At 72.2% G+C, this 24,118-nt stretch carries 20 protein-coding genes; 10 read left to right on the top strand and 10 right to left on the bottom strand.

Going from position 1 to position 24,118, the window contains the following annotated elements; translation table 11 throughout:
* Window positions 1–67: 67 nt before the first annotated feature.
* From NRP21_RS00290 to NRP21_RS00275, 4 genes are read right to left on the bottom strand one after another with little or no spacing between them, the layout of a single operon-like run.
* On the bottom strand, window positions 68–595 hold the full coding sequence (locus NRP21_RS00290) for a CinA family protein (RefSeq protein WP_257714172.1): 528 nt from the start codon (window positions 593–595) through the stop codon (window positions 68–70).
* The gene (locus tag NRP21_RS00285) at window positions 595–1,035 is read right to left on the bottom strand and encodes a phosphatidylglycerophosphatase A family protein (protein ID WP_257714171.1); all 441 of its coding nucleotides are present in this window, start codon (window positions 1,033–1,035) and stop codon (window positions 595–597) included. The genes NRP21_RS00290 and NRP21_RS00285 overlap by 1 nt, the downstream gene beginning before the upstream one ends.
* Window positions 1,035–1,892 carry an alpha/beta fold hydrolase gene (locus NRP21_RS00280; protein WP_257714170.1) on the bottom strand — a complete coding sequence of 286 codons (858 nt, stop codon included), beginning with the start codon at window positions 1,890–1,892 and terminating at the stop codon, window positions 1,035–1,037. The genes NRP21_RS00285 and NRP21_RS00280 overlap by 1 nt, the downstream gene beginning before the upstream one ends.
* A complete protein-coding gene (locus NRP21_RS00275; RefSeq protein ID WP_257714169.1) occupies window positions 1,889–3,853 on the bottom strand; it encodes a lytic transglycosylase domain-containing protein in 1,965 nt (654 codons plus the stop codon). The genes NRP21_RS00280 and NRP21_RS00275 overlap by 4 nt, the downstream gene beginning before the upstream one ends.
* A gap of 171 nt (window positions 3,854–4,024) precedes the next feature.
* Between NRP21_RS00275 and dapA the strand changes: the two genes are divergently transcribed.
* On the top strand, window positions 4,025–4,903 hold the full coding sequence (dapA, locus tag NRP21_RS00270) for a 4-hydroxy-tetrahydrodipicolinate synthase (RefSeq protein WP_257714168.1): 879 nt from the start codon (window positions 4,025–4,027) through the stop codon (window positions 4,901–4,903).
* Window positions 4,903–5,388, top strand: a complete 486-nt coding sequence (gene smpB / locus NRP21_RS00265) for an SsrA-binding protein SmpB (RefSeq protein ID WP_257714167.1) — start codon at window positions 4,903–4,905, stop codon at window positions 5,386–5,388. Before dapA ends, smpB begins: the two co-directional genes overlap by 1 nt.
* Window positions 5,389–5,406: 18 nt before the next feature.
* Here the strand turns inward: smpB and NRP21_RS00260 are convergent, their stop codons facing one another.
* Entirely contained in the window at window positions 5,407–6,990 is a 1,584-nt protein-coding gene (locus NRP21_RS00260; RefSeq protein WP_257714166.1) for an FAD-dependent monooxygenase, read from the bottom strand.
* A gap of 176 nt (window positions 6,991–7,166) precedes the next feature.
* On the opposite strand from NRP21_RS00260, the gene NRP21_RS00255 reads away from it, so the two are divergent.
* Together NRP21_RS00255 and NRP21_RS00250 are read left to right on the top strand one after the other, a co-directional pair.
* The gene (locus NRP21_RS00255) at window positions 7,167–8,192 is read left to right on the top strand and encodes a tripartite tricarboxylate transporter substrate binding protein (RefSeq protein ID WP_257714165.1); all 1,026 of its coding nucleotides are present in this window, start codon (window positions 7,167–7,169) and stop codon (window positions 8,190–8,192) included.
* 65 nt (window positions 8,193–8,257) lie between these two features.
* Window positions 8,258–8,848: a MarR family winged helix-turn-helix transcriptional regulator gene (locus tag NRP21_RS00250; RefSeq protein WP_257714164.1), complete on the top strand. Its 591-nt coding sequence runs from the start codon at window positions 8,258–8,260 to the stop codon at window positions 8,846–8,848.
* Here NRP21_RS00250 and NRP21_RS00245 read toward each other — a convergent pair.
* The 5 genes from NRP21_RS00245 to NRP21_RS00225 all read right to left on the bottom strand — a co-directional run bounded on the left by NRP21_RS00245 (window position 8,788) and on the right by NRP21_RS00225 (window position 18,581).
* Window positions 8,788–9,552, bottom strand: a complete 765-nt coding sequence (locus tag NRP21_RS00245) for a hypothetical protein (RefSeq protein WP_257714163.1) — start codon at window positions 9,550–9,552, stop codon at window positions 8,788–8,790. The two genes, NRP21_RS00250 and NRP21_RS00245, sit on opposite strands and share 61 nt — an antisense overlap.
* Before the next feature lie 63 nt (window positions 9,553–9,615).
* Complete coding sequence (locus NRP21_RS00240) at window positions 9,616–12,708, bottom strand: efflux RND transporter permease subunit (protein ID WP_257714162.1); 3,093 nt, start codon at window positions 12,706–12,708, stop codon at window positions 9,616–9,618.
* A 10-nt stretch (window positions 12,709–12,718) separates the two neighbouring features.
* Complete coding sequence (locus NRP21_RS00235; protein WP_257714161.1) at window positions 12,719–15,829, bottom strand: efflux RND transporter permease subunit; 3,111 nt, start codon at window positions 15,827–15,829, stop codon at window positions 12,719–12,721.
* On the bottom strand, window positions 15,826–17,145 hold the full coding sequence (locus tag NRP21_RS00230) for an efflux RND transporter periplasmic adaptor subunit (RefSeq protein ID WP_257714160.1): 1,320 nt from the start codon (window positions 17,143–17,145) through the stop codon (window positions 15,826–15,828). The genes NRP21_RS00235 and NRP21_RS00230 overlap by 4 nt, the downstream gene beginning before the upstream one ends.
* A complete protein-coding gene (locus tag NRP21_RS00225; protein ID WP_257714159.1) occupies window positions 17,142–18,581 on the bottom strand; it encodes an efflux transporter outer membrane subunit in 1,440 nt (479 codons plus the stop codon). Before NRP21_RS00225 ends, NRP21_RS00230 begins: the two co-directional genes overlap by 4 nt.
* Before the next feature lie 151 nt (window positions 18,582–18,732).
* Between NRP21_RS00225 and NRP21_RS00220 the strand changes: the two genes are divergently transcribed.
* The 6 genes from NRP21_RS00220 to acpS all read left to right on the top strand — a co-directional run bounded on the left by NRP21_RS00220 (window position 18,733) and on the right by acpS (window position 24,064).
* Window positions 18,733–19,560 (top strand): alpha/beta hydrolase, encoded by an 828-nt coding sequence (locus tag NRP21_RS00220; protein WP_257714158.1) that lies wholly within the window; start codon window positions 18,733–18,735, stop codon window positions 19,558–19,560.
* A gap of 44 nt (window positions 19,561–19,604) precedes the next feature.
* Window positions 19,605–20,267, top strand: coding sequence for a sulfite oxidase-like oxidoreductase (locus tag NRP21_RS00215; RefSeq protein WP_257714157.1), 663 nt, complete (start codon window positions 19,605–19,607; stop codon window positions 20,265–20,267).
* A gap of 1 nt (window position 20,268) precedes the next feature.
* Window positions 20,269–20,778, top strand: coding sequence for a 2-amino-4-hydroxy-6-hydroxymethyldihydropteridine diphosphokinase (gene folK / locus NRP21_RS00210; RefSeq protein WP_257714156.1), 510 nt, complete (start codon window positions 20,269–20,271; stop codon window positions 20,776–20,778).
* 91 nt (window positions 20,779–20,869) lie between these two features.
* Entirely contained in the window at window positions 20,870–21,268 is a 399-nt protein-coding gene (rpoZ, locus tag NRP21_RS00205; protein ID WP_257714155.1) for a DNA-directed RNA polymerase subunit omega, read from the top strand.
* A gap of 67 nt (window positions 21,269–21,335) precedes the next feature.
* Window positions 21,336–23,642 carry a RelA/SpoT family protein gene (locus NRP21_RS00200; protein ID WP_257714154.1) on the top strand — a complete coding sequence of 769 codons (2,307 nt, stop codon included), beginning with the start codon at window positions 21,336–21,338 and terminating at the stop codon, window positions 23,640–23,642.
* Window positions 23,639–24,064, top strand: a complete 426-nt coding sequence (acpS, locus tag NRP21_RS00195; RefSeq protein ID WP_257714153.1) for a holo-ACP synthase — start codon at window positions 23,639–23,641, stop codon at window positions 24,062–24,064. Before NRP21_RS00200 ends, acpS begins: the two co-directional genes overlap by 4 nt.
* Window positions 24,065–24,118: the final 54 nt, after the last annotated feature.

The raw sequence follows: 24,118 nt of genomic DNA, 5'->3' as shown, positions 1-24,118 counted from the left end.
TGGCGGGCGTAGCTACCAAGCGGTGCCACCATACCGAGTTTGTAGTGCGACGGATGCAACAGTGACATTAATGTTGTCCGGTTTCGCCGGTTTTTGCACGCCGATCCCCGCTCGTCACGCTCAGCGCCATCTGCAAAGCCACCTCCACCGTCGCGGCCCGCACGGCGTCGCGGTCTCCAGGGAAGAGGCAGCGGCGCACCGCCACGTCGCCGCCGCCCGATGCAACGGCGATGAAGACGAGGCCCACGGGCTTCTCCGCGCTGCCGCCGCCCGGGCCCGCGATGCCCGTGGTGGCGATGGCGAGCCCCGCCTCCGCGGCGCGCAGCGCGCCCTCGGCCATCGCGCGCGCGCACTCCGCGGAGACGGCGCCATGGCGGGTGATGACCCCTTCCGGCACGCCGAGAAGCCGCATCTTCATCGCGTTGGAATAGGTGACGAGGCCGCCCTGCACTGCGTCGGAGGAGCCGGGCACGGCCGTGAGCGCGGCCGCGACGAGGCCGCCGGTGCAGGATTCGGCCGTCGCGGCGACCATGCCCCGCTCGCGCAGGGCGGAGAGCAGGGTGGCGGCGAGGGCGATGGTGGTGGCGGGCAGCATCAGGCGAATCCCCCGAGCGAGCGAAGCAGACCCAGCACCGCCGCGGCCAGGATCCCGGCCAGCACGTCGTCCAGCATCACGCCGAGCACCCCCCCGCGGCGATCGGCCCAGCCGACCGGGCCGGGCTTCACGATATCGGCGGCCCGGAACAGCGCAAAGGCCAGCAGCACCCACCAGAGCGAGGCGCCGGCCGGCAGCGCCGCGAGCGCCAGGCACTGCCCGGCCGCCTCGTCCGCCACTACCCAGCCCGGGTCTTCCCGCGCTTCCGGCAGGCGGGAGACGGCCCAGAGGCCGGCGAGGGAGAAGGCGATCCCCAGCGCCAGGCACGGGCCCGGCCCCAGCAGCGCGGCGGGAAGCACCACGGCCGAGCCCCAGGTGCCCGGCGCCGGCCGCAGTCGCCCGATGCCGCACAGGCTGGCCACCATCATCGCGGGAGACATCAGGGGATGCGGTCCAGGAACTCGTCGACCGGGCCCACCAGCTCCGGCTCCTCCAACGTCGGGGCGTGGCCGGCGCCGGGCAGGGTGATGAGCTCGAGGTCCGGCTTCTCCCGCACCATGGCGCGCACCGTGTCGGCGGCCAGGAACTCGCTCCTCTCGCCCCAGACGAGCATCGCGGGGATGGGGCGGAGGCCGCGGAAGACGGGGCCGAGATCCGGCGGGGCGGCGCCGGCCTCCATCGCCTCCGCGATCCGCGTGTCCCAGCGGGGATGCAGCAGCCCGTCCTCGCCGCGGGCATAGGTGAGGCCGGCGAAGTGACGCCACGCCTCGTCATCGGCCAGGGGCAGGCGGGGCATGATGGTGCGGAGATAGGCCACCGCGTCGTCGATCCCGGGGAGGCCGGGGTCGTGCCCGGCGAAGTTGCCCGCCAGCGCGAGGCCGAGCGGATCGATCACCGGCCCGATGTCGTTCAGCACCACGCCGCGAAGCAGGGTGGGGCGAAGCACGGAGAGGATCATGGCCATGATCCCGCCGAAGGAGGTGCCGACCACCACGGCGCGGGGCAGGTGCAGCGCGGCGCAGGCATCCAGCACGTCGTTCACCGCCCGCTCCGGCCGGTAGCGGCCGATATCCCCGGCGCGGGCGCTCTCGCCATGGCCCATGTAGTCCAGGGCCACCACGCGGCGCCGGCCGGCATGGCGCGCGGCGAAGCGGTCGTAGTCGTGGGCGGTGCGGAGGATGCCGCTGAGGCAGAGCAGGGGCGTGCGGCCCTCATCCCCCGGCCAGTCCAGCGCGTGCAGCAACAATCCGTCGCGCGCGGCGACCCTGCGCTCCCTTGGTGCCATCACCGCGCTCATGGCCCGGTCATCCAGGGCTTGAGCGGGTGGGGCAGCGAAGAGGCCGCCGAATCCTGCGCCCGATAGACCACCGCGTTCTCCACCACCCGCTGCACGTAGTTCCGCGTCTCGGCGAAGGGGATCAGCTCGATCCAGTCGATCACGTCGGTCCCACCCTCGCCCGGGGTGCCGTAGGTGCCCAGCCATTCCTGCACCCGCCCCGGGCCCGCATTGTAGGCCGCGGCCGCCAAGGCCAGGTTGCCGCCGAACCGCGCCAGCTGGTCCGACAGGTACTGGGACCCCAGCCGGATATTGTGGGCGGGATCGGAGGTGAGCCACCCGACCTGATGAGGGATCCCGAGCTTGCGGGCCACCCCGGCCGCGGTGGCGGGCAGGAGCTGCATCAGCCCGCGCGCATTGGCGCCGGAGACGGCCTCCGTATCGAAGTTGCTTTCCTGCCGGGCGATGGCGTTGGCGATCGCGGGCTCCAGCCCGCCGGGAGGGGCGGGGTAGGGGGAGGGCCAGCCCTCCGGCAGCAGCATCACGCCGTCGGCTCCGGCCCGGCGGGCGATCCAGACGGCGAAGTCCGGCCGCCCCATCGCCATGCCGTGGCGCGCGATCAGCACCCGGTCAGCGGCATCCGGGGAGAGTTCCTCCATCCGCAGCAGGAAAATGCGGGCGCGGCGGTAATCCCCGAGATCGGCCAGGGCCGAGGCCGCCGCCGCCAGCTCCCGGCCCTGGAACAGGCGGCGCGCCTCCTCGCTGGGCTGCGGCGGAACGATGGCGCGGATGCGGGCGGCGATGCGCGGCTCGTCCTCGCCCAGCGCCAGCGCGGCGAGCTGCCCGTAGAAGGCGGTGCCGAGGGTCGCCGCCTCCCCATATCGCGCGCGGGACCGGGCGGCATCCTTGCCGTCCAGCGCGCGTCCCTCCCAGTAGGCGGAGCGGGCGCGGGTGATAATGCTGGCGCTGTTATCGCCCAGCAGGGCGAAGTGGCGGGCGGCCCCCAGCGGATCGTTCAGCCGGCGCAGGAGGATCCAGCCGGCCAGGAACTCCGCCTCGGACCGCGGTTCGCCCTCCGTCTGGCCGTGCCGGGCGGCGACCTCGTAGGCCAGCCGGTCCTGCCCCAGCCGCACGAGCTTGCGCGCGAGGACCTGGCGCTCCGTCCAGATCCCCTTCGCCGCACCCGGCGGCAGGTCGCGCTGGAGCGGGGCGGCGGCGGCCCAGGCGGCGGCGGCCTCCGCGTCGCGGTCCGCCCGGCGCAGCGCGCGGGCGCTGGCGGCGAGGATGCCGAGATCGTCCCCGGTGGTCACGGGCTGGGCCGTGCCGGCGGCCACGGCCAAGCGCGCATCGGCCACACCCCGGCGGGACGGGTCCAGCCAGGCCGCGGCCCGGGCGGCGTCGCCGGTGTCGAGAGAGAGGAAGGCACGGTCGAAGCGCCGCCAGCGGTCCTCCGCCGTCAGCAGGGCGGCGTTGCGCTCGGCGAAGCCGCTCTCGGCGGCCGCGTCCCCGAGGCCGGAGGTCCAGGCGCCGCGGATTACGGTGGCCGCCCCCGCCGTGTCTCCGGCGCGGGTCAGGGCGTCGGCGTGGCGCTGGGCGCCGTCCAGCGTCGTGGCGGGAAAGCGGGAGAAGTGGGCCAGGGCGCGGGAATCGTCCGGATCGGCGGCCAGCGCCTCCTCCGCCCGGCGATTCATGGTGTTGGGAAGGGGCCAGTCCGGGTTGGCGGCCATCCATTCCACCAGCTCGGCCGAGCTGCCCTGGCCCCGCGCCTGCAGTCGCAGCCAGAGGGCGATCTTCCGCACCAGCGGGTCGGCCTGGGCGGCGGCGGCTTCGGCCGCCGCGTAGCGCCCGCCATTGGCGAGGCCCAGCGCGGCGCGGCCGGCGGTTCTCTGCGCTTCGGTCGCCCAGGGCTGGGCGGCGGCGGAGCCCGCCGTGACGGCGAGGGCGAGGAGGGCGGCGACCGCCGGGCGGACCGGAATGCGCATCGGCGTCGCTTCTAACCTGTCCGGCGGCCCCTGTCGCGCCCAGCGGGTGGGGCTTTGGGCAGGCCTTGTTCCCGGCGGGGGCGCCCTGTATCGGAAGGGAATGCTGGCGCGCGGGGCGCCGGCACCCCACATCAAGCCTTCCCCGCCGCCCCGCCAGCCAGGAAACGCCCCATGTTCAAGGGATCGCTCGTCGCCCTCATCACGCCCATGACGCCCGAGGGGAAGATCGACGAGCGCGCTTTCCAGGACCTCGTTGCCTGGCAGGTGGCCGAGGGAACGCAGGGGCTGGTGCCTGTGGGCACCACCGGCGAGAGCCCGACCCTCTCCCATGAGGAGCACCACCGCGTGGTGGAGCTGTGCATCGAGGCGGCGGGTGGGAAGGTGCCGGTGATCGCCGGCGCCGGTTCCAACTCCACGGCGGAGGCGGTGGCGCTGACGAAGCACGCGAAGAAGGCGGGGGCCGACGGCGTGCTGGTGGTGACGCCCTACTACAACAAGCCGACGCAGGAGGGGATGTACCTGCACTTCAAGGCGGTGGCTGACGCCGCCGACATCCCCGTGATCATCTACAACATTCCCCCGCGCAGCGTGATCGACATGAGCGTGGAGACGATGGCGCGGCTGGCGCAGCACCCGAACATCGTGGGCGTGAAGGACGCGACGGCGAACCTGACTCGTCCGCTGCACACGCGCATCGCCTGCGGCGAGGACTTCTGCCAGCTCTCCGGCGAGGACCACACGGCCTTGGCCTTCAACGCCGCCGGCGGCGTGGGCTGCATCAGCGTGACGGCGAATGTCGCCCCGCGGCTGCTGCGGGAGATGCACGACGCCTGGGCCGATGGCCGGGTGAAGGAGGCGCAGGCCATCCAGACCCGCCTGACGCCGCTGCACGACGCCATGTTCTGCGAGACCTCGCCCGGCCCGGTGAAGTACGCCGCGAGCCTGTTGGGCCGGGGCACCGAGTTCTGCCGCCTGCCCATGGCGCCGATCGCCGAGGCCTCGAAGGCACGCGTCCGGGCGGCCATGACCGGCGTGGGGCTGCTCAACTGATGGCGGAACCCCGCAAGAAGGCACTGATCAGCCACGGCGTCGCCGCGCAGAACCGCAAGGCGCGCTTCGACTACAAGATCCTCGACACCTACGAGGCAGGGCTGGTCCTCGTCGGGCCCGAGGTGAAGAGCCTGCGCGCCGGGCGCGCCACGCTGAGCGAAGCCTGGGCGGGCGAGCGCGACGGCGAGATGTGGATCTTCAACCTCTACATCCCGGAATGGCAGGCGGGATCGGTGGTGGCGAAGTTCGAGCCGCGCCGCCCCCGCAAGCTGCTGCTGCACAAGAAGCAGGCCGAGGCCCTGGCCGGCGCCGTGACGCGTGAGGGCGCGACGCTTGTGCCGTTGGACATCCACTTCAACGACCGCGGCGTTGCCAAGCTCACCCTCGGCCTGGCCGAGGGCAAGACGAAGGCCGACAAGCGTCAGGCCATCGCGGAGCGCGACTGGAAGCGGGACAAGGCCCGGGTGATGCGCGACCGGGGCTAGCCCGGCCGCGCCACTCCCTCAGCCGCCGGTCGCGCGCTCCAGGGCGTCACCCGCCTCCGCCGCCTGGCCGGCCCAGGCGACGAACTGGTCAGGGCGGACGAGAACCGCCTCCGCCCCATAGGCCTCGCGCGCCTCCGGCCCGATGGTGACGACATTCAGAGGAATGCCCCGGCGCACCGCATCTGCACTCATGGCGGCCACGGCGCCGTCCTGTGGGGCGGCGGTGAGGAGCGTGAAGCCCGGCCCCAACGCCTCGAAGACGTTCCGGCCGTCCGGCAGGGGCTGCGGCGCTAGGTGGTGGCCCGGCCGTGCGGCTAGGGTGTGGGAGCCAAGGGCGCTCGGCCCGCGCCCGGGCGGGCCGGGAATGATCGGCGATCCCTCGTAGTTCGGCTCGAAGGACGCCACCTCGGATTTCGCGCCGCCCTGGCGCGCGCTCCACTCGGCCTCGAAGCCCGCCCTGTCGCGCGCCGGGTCGTAGGCGGCGAGGAATTCGCGATCCACCTCGATTGACTTGCCGATGAAGTCCCCGGCGGTGGAGGCGAAGACGGGGCGGCGCTCGGCGTCGTAGCTGTCCAGCAGGCCGGGCCCGGCCCAGCCCTGCAACTCCGCCGCCAGCTTCCAAGCGAGGTTCGCCGCGTCCTCCAGCCCCGTGTTGATGCCGTAGCCGCCATAGGGCGGGTGGCTGTGCGCGGCGTCCCCTGCAACGAAGGCGCGCCCCGTGCGGTAGCTGTCCGCGATGGCGAAGCGCAGGTCCCAGAAGCCGATGTGCTGGAACTCTACGTCGAACTCCGCGCCCGCTGCGCGATGCAGGTAGGCGGCGAAGTCCATGCTGTCCTTTGTGGTGCCGGCAGGGACAGGGGCGTGGAAGAAGAAGCCGCCCTCCAGGTCCACGCGGCCGAAGAACTGCCAGTACCCCTCCAGGTCCGGGTGCAGCACGTTGTAGTAGGACTTGCCGGGATAGCGCCGCAGAAGCTCGTTCAGGCCCCGGGAGCGGAACACCAGCAGCACCATCAGCCGGTCGTGGTCGGACCGGGTCTGGGTGATCCCCGCCGCCTCGCGCACCGTGGAGCGGCTGCCGTCGCAGCCCACGACGTAGTCGGCGGAGAGCACGCGCCGCGCCTCGCCGCCCCGCTCCGCGACCGTGACGCGCACGCCGGCCTCGTCCTGCTCCACCGCCTCGGCCGACCAGCCGTACAGAGGCTGTGCCGCCGGCAGCTCCGCCAGGCGGGCGCGCAGCACGGCCTCCGTGGCGTACTGGGGCAGGCGCTCGTTGTCGGTGAAGTAGTAGGGGCGCACCAGCTCCCGCTGGAGCCAGTCGTAGTGATACTCGCTGAGCAGGGTGCCGTAGGCGGTCATCCCGCCGATCCCGTACTCCCGGGGGATGGTGCGCGCGGAGCGCAGCGCCTTCTCCGCGCCCCAGAAATGGAAGTGCTCCATCGTCCGCTGGGTCAGGTTCTGGCCCTTGGGGATGGGCTGCGGGCTGCGGTACCGCTCGACGAGGACCGACTCGACGCCCCGCTGCGCCAGGGCGATGGCCAGCCCCGTCCCGACCGGGCCGCCGCCGACGATCACGACCCCTGTCCTGTCCCCGTGCTGTGTCATGGCATGTCCTCCCGGCCCCGGCGGACTGGTGGGGGCTCGTTTCGGCGTGAGGCTTCCCACGCCGCCAACCCCCTGTCCAGATCATCAGACGTCTCATTGAATCGTCCGCCACGGATTGACGGACGCCTCCGGGGTGCCTCAGCTTGGCGCCGATCACCCAAGCCAGGAAACGTTTCGTGTCCCATGCCATCGCCCGGCGCCGGCTGGCCGTGCTCGCCGCCCTGCCACTCCTCCCCCATGCCGCGCGCGCCCAAGGGAGCGCCCAAGGGAGCGCCCAGGGGAGCGCCCAGGGGATCGCGCCGGGGAGCCAGCCGGACGGGCCCGTCACCATCATCGTGCCCTACACGGCAGGGACAGGGCCGGACATCCTGGCGCGCCTGGCCTCGCCCTACCTCCAGCCGCGCCTCGGGCAGCCAGTGGTGGTGGACAACCGCGCCGGCGCCAGCGGGCTGATCGGCACCCAGGCCGTGGCCCGCGCCGCGCCGGACGGGCGCACGCTGATGATGCAGCCCAATACCTTCGTCATGAACGCCAGCCTCTTTCCCACCGTGCCATACGATCCGGTGAAGGGCTTCACGCCCATCGCCCTGCTGACCCGCGGCGAACTGGCGCTGGTGGTGAACCCGGACGTGCCGGCGCGGGACGCGCGGGCCTTCGCGGATCTGGCGAAGCGCCGGCCCGGGGAGATCGACTACGCCTCGCCCGGCAATGGAACGCCGCAGCACCTGGGCATGGCGCTCTTCTCGCTGAAGGCGGGGGTGGAGATGACGCACATCCCCTATCGCGGCTCCGCCCCGGCCATCCAGGACCTACTGGGCAAGCGCGTGGCCGCCATGGTGCTGCCCGTGCACACGGCGCTGCCGCTGGTGCAGGCCGGGCAGATCCGCATGCTTGCCGTGGCGAGCGAGGCGCGCAGCCCTTCCGCCCCCGAGGTGCCGACCCTGGCCGAGGCCGGGTTCGGCGGCGCGCAGGCCGACCTCTGGTACGGATTGCTGGGACCGGCGGGCATGCCGGAACCGATGGTGCGCGCCCTGAACGCCGCGCTGAACGCCTGGGCGACCGAGCCCGCCACGGCGGAGGCGCTGAAGGCCCAGGGCATGATCCCCAGCCCGGCCACGCCGGAGGCCTTCGGCGCGCTCGTGGAGCGCGACTACCGCCGCTGGGCGGAGGTGATCCGCGAGGCGAAGATCACCGCGGGCTGAGAGTCCGGAGTGGCGCCGGGCAGGCCTTTCCGGCAAACCTGCCCGGGCCCGAGGAGAGCGGACCCTTGACCACCGCGGCCGAAGCCGACCCGCCTGCCGCGCCGGAGACGGCGCTCGCCGCCCTCTATGCCCGGCCGGGCTTCCGGCTGCGCCGCGCGCACCAGATCGCGCTCTCCGTCTTCGCCGGGGAGTGCCGGGCGATGGAGGTGACGACGACGCAGTACGGCATCCTTGTCGCCCTGCGCGCGCGGCCGGGGGTGGACCAGATCGGCGTGGCGCAGCTGCTGGGGCTGGACCGCTCCACCACCGGCATGGTCGTCCGCCTGCTGGAGGAGCGCGGGCTGCTCGTCCGCAGCGCGGACCGTCAGGACCGGCGGCGCCGCATCCTCAATCTCACCCCGCGCGGCGCGGCGCTGCTGGAAGAGATCGAGCCAGCGGCCGAGCGCTCCGTACGCGCCCTCCTCGCGCCGCTGACGGAGCGGGAGGCGGCCCTGCTGGGCCGCCTGCTGGATAAGCTGCTGGCGCACCACGACCTCCTAGCCCGGGTGCCCCTGATGCGCGGGGCGGAAGGGGCCGGGAAAGGCGGCAGCGCCGATCAGGAGACGCCGGCCACCGTGCAGCGAAGCGCCTCCAACCCCTCGATCTCGCCGAAGTAGCTCGCGCCCGAGGCGGGGATGGGCGGCATTCCGCTCAGGCTGCCGAGGGTCACGACCTCGCCCATGGCGATGCCCCGGCCTTCCCGGCGCAGGCGCTCGATCCAGGCCTCCAGCAGCGGGCCGAGGGGCGCTGCGACATGCGCGCCGGCCTCGCGCTTCGAGAGGACGGCGCCGTCCTGGAGAAGGGTGACGGTGGGCGGCATGTCGATGGTGGTGAGCGTCCAGGGCACCAGCGTGGCGCGGACGAGCGCGCCGTCATTGCCCATGGCATCGGCGATCCGGTCGAACGGCGTCACGTCGCCGGAGGTCGGGATGCGCGGCCTGACGAACTCGAACAGCGTGGCGAGGGTGGCGAGGCCGGTCAGGTCGCCGGGGATCAGCGTCATCACCTCGGCCGGGGTGACGGCCACGCGGAACCGGATGGCCAACTCCATCTCAATGTAGCGCTCCACCGGCAGGGTGATCGGGCCGGGCAGGGGATCGGTGAGGAGGCGGGAGGCGGGGATGGGGGCGGAGAAGGGCATCCCTTCCAGCCGGCCGATCTTCCAGCCGCCCACGCGCTCCCGCATCGCCTCCAGCGTGGCGTGCTGGATGGCCTCGGCCGCCTCCATGGTCACCGGGCGCAGATCTGCCGGCAGGCCGGGCAGGGCGGCACCGGCGCGGGCGCGCGCGAGAAGGTCGGCCGCGGCCTGGATGGCGTTCATCGAAGGGCTCCCGTGTTGCGGCGCGCAGGAGGCCCGCTCCTGCGCCGCGCCGCAAGCCCCCGCCTACTCGGCAGGGGCGGGAATGGCGCGCGGGTGCTCCCGCCGGCGCAGGCGGTCCAGCGCCAGGTACACCACGGGCGTGGTGTAGAGCGTCAGCACCTGGGAGACGATCAGCCCGCCGATGATGGCGATGCCGAGCGGCGCCCGGATCTCCGACCCCGTGCCGGTGCCGAGCGCCAGGGGCACGGCCCCGAGCAGGGCGGCGAGCGTCGTCATCAGGATGGGGCGGAAGCGCTCCCGGCAGGCGGCGAGGATGGCCTCCTCGCTGCTCGCACCGTGGTTGCGCTCGTGCTCCAGCGCGAAGTCCACCATCATGATCGCGTTCTTCTTCACGATGCCCAGCAGCAGGATCACGCCGATCAGCGCGATGACCGTCAGCGGCGTGTCCGTGACCAGCAGGGCCAGCAGCGCGCCCAGGCCGGCCGTGGGCAGGGTGGAGATGATGGTGATGGGGTGGACGAAGCTCTCGTAGAGCACGCCCAGCACGACGTAGATCGCGAGGAAGGCGCCGAGGATGAGCAGCGGCATGTCCTGGGTGAAGGACTGCGCCGCCTGCGCGTTGCCGCCGAACTGGGCGCGGATCGAGGGAGGCAGGCCGACCTGGCGCTGCACCTCCTCGATCCTTGCCTGGATCTCGGCGACCTGCAGGCTCTCATCGGGGTTGAAGGATATGGCGGCGGAGGGGAAGCCGCCCTGGTGCGCAACCGAGAGCGGGGCGGCGGCCGCGACCACCCTGGCCACGGCAGAAAGCGGAACCTGTGTATCCCCCGCGCCGGGCACGAAGACGCGGGAGATGTCGGGCGGGCCCTGCTGCAGCCCCGGGTCGATCTCCAGCACCACGCGGTACTGGTTGCGGGTGCGGTAGATGGTGGAGACCTGGCGCTGGGCGAAGGCGTTGTTCAGCGCGGCGTTGATCTCGGTCTGCGTCACCCCCAGCCGCGCGGCGGCCGCCCGGTCCACCTCGACGCGGGTGACGAGGCCGGCGCGGTCCTGGTCGCTCGTCACGTCGTTGATGCCGGGCACGCCGCGCAGCGCCGTGACCATGGTCTGGGTCCACTCCCGCAGCTCCTCGATCTCGTTGCCGAGCAGCACGTAGGAGAAGCGGCCGCTGTCCTGGCGCCCGCCGATGCGAATGTCCTCGTTGGGGCGCAGGAAGACGCCGGCGCCGGGGATGCGGCTCAACGGCCCGCGCAGCCGCGCGATCACCCCCTCCGCCGTCACGTCCCGCTCCTCCCGCGGTTTGAGGGTGACGTACATGTTGCCGCGGTTGGAGGAGCCCTGGCCGCCATTGCTGCCGACATTCCCGCCCACGCTCTCCACCGCCGGGTCAGCGGCCACGATCTCGATCGCGCGGCGCTGCAACTCCTCCATGCGGGCGAAGGAGGTGTCGGGCGCGGCCTGGGTGCTGCCCTGCAGCAACCCCGTGTCCTGGGTGGGGATGAACCCCTTCGGCACGAGGATGTAGAGCCACACCGTCAGCCCCATCAGCCCGAAGGTGGCCAGCAGCATCAGCCAGCGGAAGCGCAGGAGGTAGGAGAGGCTGGCGACGTAGCCGCGGGCGATGGCGGCCAGGCCGCCCTCGAAGGCGCGGGAGAGGCGGCCGGGCGGCTTCTCCGGCCGGTCGCGCTCCATCCAGCCCGCCATCATGGGGGTGAGGGTGAGGGAGACGATGCCGGAGATGCCCACCGCGACCGCCAGCGTGACAGAGAACTCCCGGAAGATGCGCCCGATGATCCCGCCCATGGCCAGCAACGGGATGAAGACGGCGATGAGGGAGATGGTGATGGAGAGGACGGTGAAGCCGATCTCCCGCGCGCCCGTCAGGGCCGCCTGGATCGGCGGCATCCCGCGCTCCCGGTGGCGGGCCATGTTCTCGATCATGACGATGGCGTCGTCCACCACGAAGCCGACGCAGATGGTGAGCGCCATGAGCGAGAGGTTGTTCAGCGAGTAGCCGATCCACCACATCACCCCGACCGTGCCGAGGAGGGAGAGCGGCACGGAGGCGCTGGCGGCCAGGATCGGCGCCCAGCGCCGCAGGAAGACGGCGACGACGGCGACGACGAGGCCGATGGTGATGGCGAGCGTGGTCCGCACCTCCTCCACCGAGGCGCGGATGGTGGTGGAGCGGTCACTCACCACCTCGATGCGGACACCGGCGGGAACCCAGTTCTCCACCTGGGGCAGCATGGCCTGGATGCCGTCCAGCACGTCGATGATGTTGGCGTCGGCCTGCTTGCGGACCATCAGCAGGATGGCCGGGCGGCCGTTGAACCAGCCGGCCTGTCTGCGGCTGCGGACGCTGTCCTCCACTCTCGCCACGTCCGAGAGGCGGACGATGGCGCCGCCGGAAGCCTTCAGCACGATCTCCCGGTAGGCATCGGCGCGGTCGATCCGGTCGTTGGTGCGGATGGAGGCGGACTGCTCCGGCCCCTCGATGAAGCCGGTGGCGGCGGTGACGTTGGCGCGGGTGATGGCGAGGCGGATGTCCTCCAGCGAGACCTGGGCGGCTGCGGCGGCGGCCGGGTCCACCGCCACGCGCACCGCGGGCTGGTCCCCGCCGCTCACCTCCACCTGCGCCACGCCCGGCACCTGCGCCAGGCGCTGCGCCACCAGGCTGTCGGCCGCGTCGTAGACAGCCGGGCCGGCGAGGGTCTCCGAGGTCATCGCCAGGATCATGATCGGCGCGTCGGCCGGGTTGATCTTGCGGATGGTCGGCGGATTGGGCAGGCCCGACGGCAGGTCCTGGCGCGCCGCGTTCACCGCCGCCTGCACGTCCTGCGCCGCCTCCCGCTGGGTGCGGGCCAGGTCGAACTGGATGATGATGGTCGCGCTGCCAAGGGAGGAGAAGGAGGTCATCTCCGTCACCCCGGGAATGGTGCCGATACGCCGCTCCAGCGGGGCGGCGACCGTGCTCGCCATCGTCTCCGGCGCGGCGCCGGGCTGGCTGGTGGTGACGACGATGGTCGGGATGTCCACCCGCGGCATGGAGGCGACGGGCAGGCGGAACAGCGCCACCAGCCCGAACAGCGCCACCCCGATCGCCAGCAGCGCCGTGGCGATGGGCCGCGCGATGAAGGGGGCGGAGATGTTCATCCGGCCCGTCTCACTCGGCGGGCGCCGGGGCCGGCGCCACGTCCGGCCGGCCGCCGAGTTTCAGCCGCACCCATTCCAGCGCGAGATAGACGGAGGGCGTGGTGAAGAGGGTAACGAACTGGGAGAGCACCAGCCCGCCCACGATGGAGACGCCGAGCGGCAGGCGCAGCTCCGACCCCGCGCCATGGCCGAGAACCAGCGGCAGGGCGCCCAGCAGGGCGGCCAGGGTGGTCATGGTGATCGGGCGGAACCGGAGAAGGGCGGCCTGCACGATCGCCTCGCGCGGCGGAACGCCCCGCTCCCGCTGCGCCTCCAGCGCGAAGTCGATCATCATGATCGCGTTCTTCTTCACGATACCCATCAGCAGCAGGATGCCGATGATCCCCACCACCGAGAGATCCAGCCCGAACAGCTCCAGCGCCAGCAGAGCCCCGATGCCGGCGGAGGGCAGGGTGGAAAGGATGGTCAGCGGGTGGACGAGGCTTTCATAGAGCACGCCGAGGGTGATGTAGATCACGACAACCGCCGCCAGGATGAGCCAGGGCTGGCTTTTCAGGGAGGCGTTGAACTCCGCCGCATCGCCCGCGAAGCGGCCGGAGATGGTGGAGGGTACGCCGAGATCGCGCATCGCGTTCCCGATCGCCTCAACCGCATCGCCGAGGGAGACATCGTCCGCCAGGTTGAAGGAGTAGGTCACGGCGGAGAACTGGTTCTCCCGCGTCACCTGCAGCGGCCCGTTCACCCGCCCGACGCGCGCCACCTCCGCCAGTGGCACCACGGTCGCGGTGCCGTCCGTGCTGCCGGCCACGCGGATCATGCCGAGCTTCGTGGGATCGGCCAGGAAGTCCTCGGCCGCCTCCAGGATCACGCGGTACTGGTTGTTCTGGGCGTAGATGGTGGAGATCTGCCGCTGGCCGAAAGCGTCGTAGAGCGCGTCGTCGATCGCCTGCATCGTCACGCCCAGCCGCCCGGCGCGGGCGCGGTCCACCTCCACGCTGATCTGGAGCCCCTGCTGCTGCTGGTCGCTGGACAGGTCCAGGAGCTGCGGCAAGTTTCGCAGCGCGGCCAGGATGCGCGGTGACCAGGCCGCCAGTTCCGCCGCGTCCGCGTCCACGATGGTGAACTGGTACTGGGTGGTGCTGGCGCGCGCGCCGATCTGGATGTCCTGCACCGCCAGAGGGTAGGAGACGATGCCCGCCACCCCCGCGAGCCGGGGGGCGAGGCGGGCGATGATCTCCTGCGCCGTCTCGTCCCGCTCCTCCCGCGGGCGCAGCACGGCCGTCACCCGGCCGCCGTTCAGCGTGGCGTTCACCGTGCCGGCGCCGACGACGGAGGTTACGGCCTCCACCGCCGGATCCGCGCGCACGATGTCCGCCACCTGGCTCTGCAGGGCGGACATGCGGGCAAAGGAGACGTCGCCCGGTGCCTCGGTGGCGACCTGGATCAGGCCCGTGTCCTGGGCGGGCAGGAAGCCCTTGGGAATGATCACGTAGAACCAGGCGGTCAGCGCCACGGTGCCAAGCGCGACCAGCAGCGTGACCGCCTCGAAGCGCAGGGTCACCCGCAGGGCCCGGTCATAGACGTGGAGCAGGCCGTCGAAGACCCTGTCGGCGGCGCGGGACAACCAGCCCTTCTCCCCATGTGCCGGGCGCAGCAACAGGGCGCACATCATCGGCGTGAGAGTGAGGGAGACGACCATGGAGACGAGAACGGTGGCCGTCAGTGTCTGCGCGAACTCCCGGAACAGCCGCCCGACCACGCCCTCCATGAAGAGAAGGGGAATAAAGACGGCGATCAGGGAGACGGTGAGGGAGACGATGGTGAAGGCGATGGTTCGCGCGCCCTCATAGGCGGCGGCGAGCGGCGCCATCCCGTCCTCGATGTGGCGGACGATGTTCTCGATCATCACGATGGCGTCGTCCACGACAAAGCCGGTGGCGATGACCAGCGCCATGAGGGAGAGGTTGTCGAGCGAGAAGCCCAGCCAGTCCATGACCGCGAAAGTGCCGATGATGGAGAGCGGCAGGGAGACGGCCGGCACGATCATGGCGCGGCCGGAGTGCAGGAAGAAGTAGATCACCGCCACCACGAGGAAGGTGGAGAGAACCAGCGTCAGCTCAACCTCCCGCACGGAGGCCTTGATCGTCTCCGTCCGGTCGGAGACCACGGCCATGCGGATGCCGGCGGGCAAGCCGCGTTCCAGCACTGGCAACTGGGCGCGGACGCGGGCCACGGTGTCCACGATGTTGGCGCCGGGCTGGCGCTGCACGTCCAGGATCACGGCGGGGCGGCCGTTGAACCAGGCGGCGTTGCGGTCGTTCTCCAGCCCCTCCTGCGCGGTGCCGAGGTCGCGGAGGAAGATCGGCGCCTGGTCGCGCCAGGTGACGATGATGTCGGCGAACTGGGATGGCGCCGTGATCTGGTCGTTCGCCATGATGGTGGAGGCCTGCCGCGCCCCGTCCAGCGAGCCCTTGGGGGTATTGGCGTTGGCCGTGGTCACCGCCGTGCGGACATCGGCCATGGAGAGCCCGTAGGCGGCCAGCCGCGCCGGATCGATCCGCAGCCGCACGGCCGGGCGCATGTTGCCCTGCACGGTCACGCGCCCCACGCCCGCGGATTGGGATAGCTTCTGCGCCAGCAGCGTATCCGCCGTGTCGGACAGGCGGGCGATGGGCAGGGTGTCGCTCGTCAGCGCCAGGGTGATAATGGGCGGGTCCGCCGGGTTCACCTTCGCGTAGACCGGCGGGTAGGGCAGGGTGCTGGGCAGGGTGCCGCGGGCCGCGTCCAGCGCCGATTGCGTGTCCTGCGCCGCCTCGTCGATGTTCTTATCCAGCGCGAACTGCATCGCGATCCGGCTGGTGCCCGGGCCGGAGGTGGAGGTCATCACCGACACGCCCGCGATCTGCCCGAGCTGCCGCTCCAGCGGTGCCGTGACCAGCAGCGCAACCGTGTCCGGGGAGGCGCCGGGGAGCTGGGTGGAGACCTCGATGGTCGGGAACTCGACCTCCGGCAGGGAGGAGACCGGCAGCTTCCAGTATCCCCACAGCCCCACCAGCAGCACGGCGACGGAGAGCAGCGTCGTCGCCACCGGCCGCGAGATGAAGGGGGCGGAGATGTTCAATTCGCCGTCTCCCGCGCGTCGGCGGTGCGCCGGGGGCGGTTGCCGGGTTGGCGGGCGGGTGCGTTCTCCTCCTGCAGGGCCACCGCCGCGCCGTTGGAGAGGCGGAGCCCGCCGGAAGTGACCACCCGTTCCCCGGGCTGGATGCCGGACTGCACCACGGCATCCGTCATCGTCATCTGGCCGATCGTCACGGGGCGCTGCTCCACCGTGCGGTCGTCCTTTACCACGAAGGCGTAGCTACCCTCAGGCCCGCGCTGGACGGAAACCAGGGGCACCACCACGGCCTGGGGCACCACTTCGATCCGCAGGCGCAGATTCACGAAGGCGCCGGGCCAGAGGGAGCGGTCGTCATTGGGAAAGACCGCCTTGGCCTTGATGGTGCCCGTGGTGGAATCCACGGTGTTGTCGATGGTCAGCAGCGTGCCGCGCGCCACCGGCTGGGTCGTCCCGGAGGAGGAGCTGGGCCCCGGCAGCGTCTCAACCGGCACGGCGCCGGCGGCCAGCGCCCGGTTCAGGCGGGGCAGCTCCTGCTGCGGCAGGGTGAAGGTGACGCTGATCGGCGCCATCTGCGTCACGCTGACGATGCCGTTCGTGTCGGAGGAGCGGACGAGGTTGCCCGGATCCACCTGCCGGATGCCCACCCGCCCGGCGAAGGGCGCGCGGATGGTGGCGAAGCCGAGCTGGGTGCGGGACTGGGCGATGGCGGCCTCGTCCTGCTGCACCTGGGCCTCCAGCATCGCCACCTGGGCGCGCTGCGTGTCCAGCTGCTGCTGCGTGGCGCCGGATGCGCGCACCAGCCCCTGGTAGCGGGTCAGGTCCACGCGGGCATTCGCCAGCTGCGCCTGGTCGTAGGCCTTCTTGCCCTCGGCCTGCTGCAGGGCCGCCTTCGCCGTGCGGTCGTCCACCCGGGCCAGCACGTCGCCTTCCGCGACCTCCTGGCCCTCGCGGAAGTTCACCTCCATCAGCTGGCCATCCAGCTGGGTGCGGACCACCACGGCCTGCAGCGGCACCACCGTGCCCAGAGCGTCCACGGTCAGCGCCACGTCGCGCCGTGCGGCCTCCGCCACCGTCACGGGAACGGCGCTGCCGCCCGCGCCACCCGGGCCCCCCGGGCGGCGCGGTCGGTTGCCGCCGCCCTCCCGCCGCGCGCCCGGCCCTTGCGGATTGGCGCCGCCCTGCGGGCCCTGCGCCTGCATCTGGTCGCGCGCGGCGGAGGGATCCTGCGCGCCGTGCCGCTCCTGCCACCACCGCCACCCGTACCAGCCGCCCCCCGCGAGGAGGACGAGGACGAGGAGCCAACCGAAAGCGCGCCTCATCGGGCTTCCTCCACATGGGCGGGGGGCAGCGCATCGGCGGCGCCCGCGCCCCAGCCGCCGCCCAGGGCTCGGAACAGGCCCACCGCCGCCTGGAGCCGGTTCAGCCGGCCCGCGGAAAGGTTACGCCGCGCGGAGAACAGCGTTGCCTGCGTGGACAGAAGGGTGATCAGGTTGATGACCCCGCCCCGCAACTGCCCCTCGGCGATGGTGTAAGCCCGGGCGGCGCGGCGCTCCGCCTCGGCCAGCAGGGCCTCCTGCGCCGTCGTCTCGCGCAGCGCGGCCAGCGCGCTCTCCACATCCGCGAGAGCATTGAGAATGGTCTGGCGATAGATAACCACCAGTTCCTCCTGCTGGGCGCGGGCGAGGCCCACCCGGCCGCGTAGCCCGCCATTGTCGAAGATCGTCTGCGCCACGCTGGCGGCCAGGGTGTAGAACTGCGCCTCCGGCCGCAGCAGCGTGCCGATCAGCGCCGCCGTGAACCCGCCCTGGGCCGAGAGGGTGATGGAGGGCAGCAGCGCCGCCCGAGCCGCCGCGGTATTGGCGTTCGCGCCCGCGAGGCTCGCCTCGGCCTGCAGCACGTCCGGCCGGCGCGCCAGCAGGGAGGAGGGCAGGCCTGGGGAGGCGGAGGGCACGTCCAGCCCGTCGAAGCCCTCGGCCTGGATCTCCAGCTGCACCGGCGCCAGCCCCACCAGCACCGCCAGGGTGGCGATGTTCTGGGAAAAGGTTTGCCGCAGCGGCGGCACGGCTGCCTCCTGCTGGGCCACCACCGTCTCCTGCTGGGCCAGGTCCAACCCAGTGGCCGTGCCGGCGGCCACCTGTTGCCGGATCACGTTCAGCACGCGCCGGGCCGCGTCCAGGTTCGCCTCCTGGATCTGCAGGGCGTTCCGCGCCTCCAGAATGGTGAAATAGGTGTTGGCGACCGAGGCCTCGGCCGTGATCAGCGTCGTGCCCAGGGCGTAGCGGGCGGCCACGGCCGAGAGACGCGAGGACTCGTAGGTGTTCCGGTTCAGGCCCCAGACATCCAACTCGTAGGAGGCGGCGAGGCTGAGGTCGTAGGCGGTGGCGGAGGGACTGCCCGAGCCGGTCTGGCTGCGCCGCGCATTCCCGCCCGAGGTGACCGTGGGCAGCAGGGTGGAGCCGGCGATGCGGGCCGTGGCGTCCGCCTGCCGCACGCGGGCCGCGGCGGCGGCCAGGTCCAGGTTCTCGGACGCGATGCGCCGCATCAGCCGGTCCAGCTCCGGGGAGCCGAAGCCGCGCCACCAGTTCGGATCAGGCCAGGTCGCCTTCGCCTCCGCCTCGCGGAACCGGTCCGGGCCGCGGTCGATCGGAGGTATGGCGTCCGGGCGCAGGGCGCAGCCCGCCGGTACGGCCCCGAGCAGGGCGCTCAGCACAAGCCGGCCGGTGTCCCGCCGCGTCGCCGCGGTGGGGTTCTTCATGGGAATCGCATCTCGCACGGTATCCTTCTAGGGGCGATACTTCCTGGGTCCCATGCCCTGTTACGCTTCGCCACCGCCTGCCCGGCAACGACATAGGCCCATCGCGCGGCAGGAAAATGGCCTTCATCAGCCCCTTGTTCTGGCCCTTGTCGTGCTGCTGCTTTTCGCCGGTTGCGCCGGGCCGGGCGGGCCGTGGGAGGAGGTCCTCACGGTGCCCGTGACGGCGGCGGATGGCGCGCCGCGCCGCATCGCCGCCCGGCTCTGCCGCCCGGAGGGGGCCTCGCCGGCCCGGCTGGTCGTGATCAACCACGGATCCCCCGGGGAAGGGGCGTCGCCACGGGCGCGCTACGGCCTCCTGCCCTGCGATTCCGGGATCGCCCGCCACTTCCTGGCGCGGGGCGAGGCGGTGCTGGCGCCGCTGCGGCGGGGCTACGGTCCCGGCGGCGGCGCCTGGGCGGAGGGCTACGGAAGCTGCGACGCTCCGGACTACGCGATGGCGGCGGCGGAGACGGGCCGGGACATCCGCGCCGCCATCGCCCTCGCGCGCGGCCTGCCGGGCATCCGGCCGGACGGGATCGCGGTGATCGGGCAGTCCGCCGGGGGCTGGGGCGTGCTGGGTTTGGCCGCCGATCCGCCCCCTGGCGTCACCGCCCTCGTCGCCGTCGCGCCCGGGCGGGGCGGGTGGCGGGGAGGGCGGCCGAACGAGAACTGCGCCCCGGACCGGCTGGTGGCGGATGCCGGGCTACTGGCTGGGCGCGGCGCCGGCCTGCCGGTCCTCTGGCTGCACACGCCGAACGACAGCTTCTTCGCGCCCGGCCTCGTCCGCGCCATGCACCGCGCCTTCGCGGCGGGCGGGGGGCAGGCAATCCTGGCGGGGCTGCCGGCCTGGGGCGAGGACGGGCACGGGATGTTCTACGGGCCGGGCGGGGCGGCGGCCTGGGGGCCGCCGATCGACGCCTGGATCTCGGCCCACCCCTGAATCCGCCGTTGCATCCGGCGCCCGCCGCGGGCACCTGTTGCGGCATGACCGACGAACCCCTGCCCGAAGGCGCCAAGGAAAAGCTCGTCCGCACGAAGGAGCGGTGGGCGGAGGAAGGGCGCCTCCTCACCGGCACCACCTCGGACCCGATCAGGGACCGGCTGCCGCCCGGACAGCGGCTGGTGACGGACTGGCCGGTGCTGGACCTGGGTATCCAGCCCGCGGTGGCCGAGGCGCAGGCGCGGCTGGACATCGACGGGCTGGTGGAGAACCCGCTTTCCCTCTCCTGGGCGGATCTGATGGCACTGCCGCAGCGGGAGTGGCGAAACGACATCCACTGCGTCACCCAGTGGTCCCGCTACGACAATGACTGGCGGGGCATCTCCATCTCCGACCTGCTCGCCCTGGCGCGGCCGAAGGCCGAGGCAGCCTTCGTGACCATGGAATCCCACGACGGCTACACGACGAACCTGCCGCTTCCGGACCTGGACCGGCCAGAGAACCTGCTGGCTACCCACTGGGACGGTAAGCCGCTGACCCGCCAGCACGGCGGTCCGCTGCGGCTCGTGGTGCCGCACCTGTATTTCTGGAAGAGCCCGAAGTGGATCCGGCGCATCAGCCTGATCCCGCACGACAAGCTCGGCTTCTGGGAGGTGCGCGGCTACCACGAGCGCGGCGACCCCTGGCTGGAGGAGCGGTACGCCTGAGTTGGGCGAAGGGGACGACACCCTCGTCGCCATCGGCGCGAACCTGCCGGGGGCGGACGGTTCCGCCCCCCTGGCGACCTGCCGCGCGGCCGCGGCGGCGCTGGACGGGATCTGCGGCCTTTCCCTCCTTGCCGTTTCCGGCTGGTGGGAGACGGCGCCGGAACCGCCACTGCCCGGCAGCCCCTGGTACGTGAACGGGGTGGCGCGGCTGCGCGGGGCGGCCGAGCCGGCCGCGCTGCTGGCGGCGCTGCAGGCCATCGAGGCGGCGCATGGACGGGTGCGGCCCTATCCGAATGCCCCCCGGACCCTGGACCTGGACATCATTGCCATGGGGCCGCTGCGGCGGGACGCGCCGGACCCGGTGATCCCGCATCCCCGTGCCCATCTCCGCCGCTTCGTGCTGGAACCGCTGGCGCAGGTCTGGCCGGGCTGGACGCATCCCATGAGCGGCCTTAGCGTCTCCGAACTTCTATCGGGTTTGCCCCCCGCCCCCATGCGACCGCTGGGGTAGGGAAGGGCAGGCTCGCCCCTGCGAGGCTTGCCTTTGCACGGGCGGGGGCCTATCTGGACCGTTCGCCCGCCCACAGATTCCGAGGTTCGCCATGGCCCGCGTCACGGTCGAGGACTGCATCCTCCAGGTTCCCAACCGCTTCGACCTGGTCCTTCTCGCTGCCCAGCGCGCCCGCGCCATCTCGCGCGGGGACGAGCTGACGGTGGACCGGGACAACGACAAGAACCCCGTCATCGCCCTGCGCGAGATCGCCGAGCAGACCGTCGAGCTGGACGGGCTGGAGCAGGACATCGTGAAGTCCCTGCTGCGCGCGCCGGAGCCGGAGCCCGTGGAGGAGGAGGTGATCGACCTGATCGCCACCGACGAGAACATCTTCGGCGTGATGGACGTGAACGAGGAGACCGCGGCCGAGGCTGGCATGCAGGTCGAGGACATGTCCGGCGACGACCTCGAGGCCGCGATCGCGGCCGAGCTGGGCGGCCGCCGCTGACCCTGACGCAGGATCGAACCACCGCATGACCGACGGCACCGGGATCCCCAGACCTCCCGGTGCTGTCATGAGGCCCCTCCTCGCGCCCGAGGGGGTGGCCGGCACCGCCCCTGTCCAGGCCGGCCCGCCGGAGAGCGATGCGCTGGGGGATGCTGGGCTCGGCCCCGATCCCGGCAAGGCCCTCGCCGATCTCGTCACCGGCTATGACCCCCGCGCCGACGGGGCGATGATCGAGCGGGCCTACCGCGTCGCGGAGCGGGCCCACCGCGAGCAGAAGCGCGACAACGGCGATCCCTATATCGGCCATCCCGTGGCCGTCGCGGGGATCCTGGCCGGCTACCGGCTGGATGCCGCCACGATCGCCACCGCCCTCCTGCACGACACGGTGGAGGACACCGGCCTGACACTGGCCGACCTCACCCGCGACTTCGGGGCCGAGATTTCCAAGCTGGTGGACGGCGTCACGAAGCTGACCCGGCTGGAGCTGCAGTCCGAGCGCACGAAGCAGGCCGAGAACTTCCGCAAGCTGGTCCTGGCGATGAGCGAGGACATCCGCGTGCTGCTGGTGAAGCTGGCGGACCGCACGCACAACATGCGGACCCTGTACTTCGTGCCGCAGCAGCACCGCCGCATGAAGACCGCGCGCGAGACGATGGAGATCTACGCGCCACTGGCCGAGCGCATCGGCATGCAGGCCGTGAAGGACGAGCTGGAGGACCGCGCCTTCCGCGAGCTCCAGCCCGACGCCTCCCAGACCATCCATGCGCGGCTGGCCTTCCTGCGCGGGCAGGGGGCGGACCTGATCGAGGAGATCAAGGCCGACATCCACCGCCGGCTGCGCGACGCCGAGGTGCCGGTGATCGACATCCAGGGCCGGGAGAAGTCGGCCTACGGCATCTGGCTGAAGATGCACTCCAAGAAGGTGGAGTTCGAGCAGCTCTCGGACATCATGGCCTTCCGCATCATCACGGACGACAAGGCGAACTGCTACGCCGCGCTCGGCGCCGTCCACTCCGCCTATCGCGTGGTGCCCGGCCGCTTCAAGGACTACATCTCCACCCCCAAGCCCAACGGCTACCAGTCCCTCCACACCGGGGTCACGGTGCCGGAGCGGCGCAACGCCAAGATCGAGGTGCAGATCCGCACGCCGGAGATGCACGAGGTGGCGGAGTTCGGCGTCGCCGCCCACTGGATCTACAAGCAGGGCCCGGACGGGGTGGTGAACGCGGCGCGGGACCGCAAGCGCTTCCCCTGGGTGAAGGACCTGCTGGAAATCCTGGAGAACGCCGGCGAGGCGCAGGACTTCCTGGAGAACACGAAGCTCGCCCTCCACCAGGACCAGGTCTTCTGCTTCACGCCGAAGGGCGACCTGATCGCCCTGCCGCGCGGCGCGACGCCGGTGGACTTCGCCTACCAGGTCCACTCCCAGGTGGGCGATTCCACGGTGGGCGCGAAGATCAACGGCCGCATCGTGCCGCTGCGCTACCAGCTGGAGAATGGCGACCAGGTCGAGATCATCACGGCCCGGGGCGGCACGCCGAACCCGGCCTGGGAACGCTTCGTCGTCACCGGCAAGGCACGGGCGCGCATCCGCCGCACCGTCCTGGCCCGCCAGCGCGAGGAGAGCCGCGAGAACGGCCGCCAGGCCATCGCCCGCGCCTTCCGCCAGGAAGGGCTGGAGTTCTCCGAGAAGATCGCCGAGCCCGCGGTGAAGGCCCTGAAGCAGCCGGGCTTCGAGGAACTCTGCATCGCGGTCGGTAACGGCAACATCACGGCGCGCGACGTGCTGCACGCCGCCGTGCCGGAGCTGCGCGGGCCGCCCCGCCCTGCCGTCACCGGCATCGAGGCGCTGGCGCTGACCCGTGCCCGCGGCAAGCCCGGCTCCACCGTGCCCTATGCCCGCGGAGCCGGCGGGCGGGAGGTCGCGCACGGCATCACCGGCCTCGTCTCCGGTATGGAGGTGCACTTCGCCAATTGCTGCCACCCCGTGCCGGGGGACCGGATCGTCGGCATCATCTCCACCGGGCGCGGCGTGACCGTGCACAAGCAGGGCTGCCACACGCTGGAAGCCTTCGCGGGGACGCCGGAGCGCTTCATCGACGTGGACTGGGACAGCGGGCCCGGCGTCGCCGGGGAGCATGTGGCCCGGCTCTCCATCATTACCTCCAACGAGGGGCCGGCCATCGCGGGCATGACGACGGCCATCGCGAAGCAGGAGGCACGCATCCAGTCCCTGCGCTTCCTGCACCGGGCGGCGGACTTTGCGGAGTTGAACGTGGACCTGGAGGTGAAGGACTTGCGCCACCTCTCCAGCGTCATCGCGGCGCTGCGGGCGCTGCCGGGAATCGAGCAGGTGGAGCGGGCGAAGGCGTGATCCTCGGTCTTGGAAACGACATGGTGGACATCCGCCGGATCGAGCGGACCATCGAGCGGCACGGGGACCGGTTCCTCTCCCGCATCTTCACCGATGTCGAGCGGGCGAAGGCAGAGCGGCGGGGCCTGACCCGCATCCCGACCTACGCCAAGCGCTTCGCGGCGAAGGAAGCGGCCTCGAAGGCGCTGGGCACGGGGTTCCGGGCCGGGGTGTTCTGGCGCGACCTGGGCGTGGTCAACCTGCCGTCCGGTCAGCCGACGCTGCGGATGACCGGCGGCGCGGCGGAGCGGCTGGCGGCGATGACGCCCCCTGGCCACTTGGCCCAGGTCTCGCTGACGATGACGGACGAGTACCCGTACGCGGAGGCGGTCGTGATCATTTCCGCCGTCCCGATCCCGCCCGTGCCGGGCGGATCGCCGTAGGGCGATCCCGCCGGAAAGCGCGGCGACCGCCCTTCGGCAGGGCGCCGCGGTGCG

The organism is Roseomonas populi (genome assembly GCF_024594815.1).
Lineage (GTDB): Bacteria > Pseudomonadota > Alphaproteobacteria > Acetobacterales > Acetobacteraceae > Roseomonas > Roseomonas populi.
This window is presented reverse-complemented; position numbering and strand designations above follow the sequence as displayed.

Bases quoted from the DNA above. Each gene is read 5' to 3' on its own strand.
- NRP21_RS00290 (WP_257714172.1), bottom strand. From the start codon at position 595: ATGCTGCCCGCCACCACCATCGCCCTCGCCGCCACCCTGCTCTCCGCC.
- NRP21_RS00285 (WP_257714171.1), bottom strand. From the start codon at position 1,035: ATGTCTCCCGCGATGATGGTGGCCAGCCTGTGCGGCATCGGGCGACTG.
- NRP21_RS00280 (WP_257714170.1), bottom strand. From the start codon at position 1,892: ATGAGCGCGGTGATGGCACCAAGGGAGCGCAGGGTCGCCGCGCGCGAC.
- NRP21_RS00275 (WP_257714169.1), bottom strand. From the start codon at position 3,853: ATGCGCATTCCGGTCCGCCCGGCGGTCGCCGCCCTCCTCGCCCTCGCC.
- dapA (WP_257714168.1), top strand. From the start codon at position 4,025: ATGTTCAAGGGATCGCTCGTCGCCCTCATCACGCCCATGACGCCCGAG.
- smpB (WP_257714167.1), top strand. From the start codon at position 4,903: ATGGCGGAACCCCGCAAGAAGGCACTGATCAGCCACGGCGTCGCCGCG.
- NRP21_RS00260 (WP_257714166.1), bottom strand. From the start codon at position 6,990: ATGACACAGCACGGGGACAGGACAGGGGTCGTGATCGTCGGCGGCGGC.
- NRP21_RS00245 (WP_257714163.1), bottom strand. From the start codon at position 9,552: ATGAACGCCATCCAGGCCGCGGCCGACCTTCTCGCGCGCGCCCGCGCC.
- NRP21_RS00240 (WP_257714162.1), bottom strand. From the start codon at position 12,708: ATGAACATCTCCGCCCCCTTCATCGCGCGGCCCATCGCCACGGCGCTG.
- NRP21_RS00230 (WP_257714160.1), bottom strand. From the start codon at position 17,145: ATGAGGCGCGCTTTCGGTTGGCTCCTCGTCCTCGTCCTCCTCGCGGGG.
- NRP21_RS00225 (WP_257714159.1), bottom strand. From the start codon at position 18,581: ATGAAGAACCCCACCGCGGCGACGCGGCGGGACACCGGCCGGCTTGTG.
- NRP21_RS00215 (WP_257714157.1), top strand. From the start codon at position 19,605: ATGACCGACGAACCCCTGCCCGAAGGCGCCAAGGAAAAGCTCGTCCGC.
- rpoZ (WP_257714155.1), top strand. From the start codon at position 20,870: ATGGCCCGCGTCACGGTCGAGGACTGCATCCTCCAGGTTCCCAACCGC.
- NRP21_RS00200 (WP_257714154.1), top strand. From the start codon at position 21,336: ATGAGGCCCCTCCTCGCGCCCGAGGGGGTGGCCGGCACCGCCCCTGTC.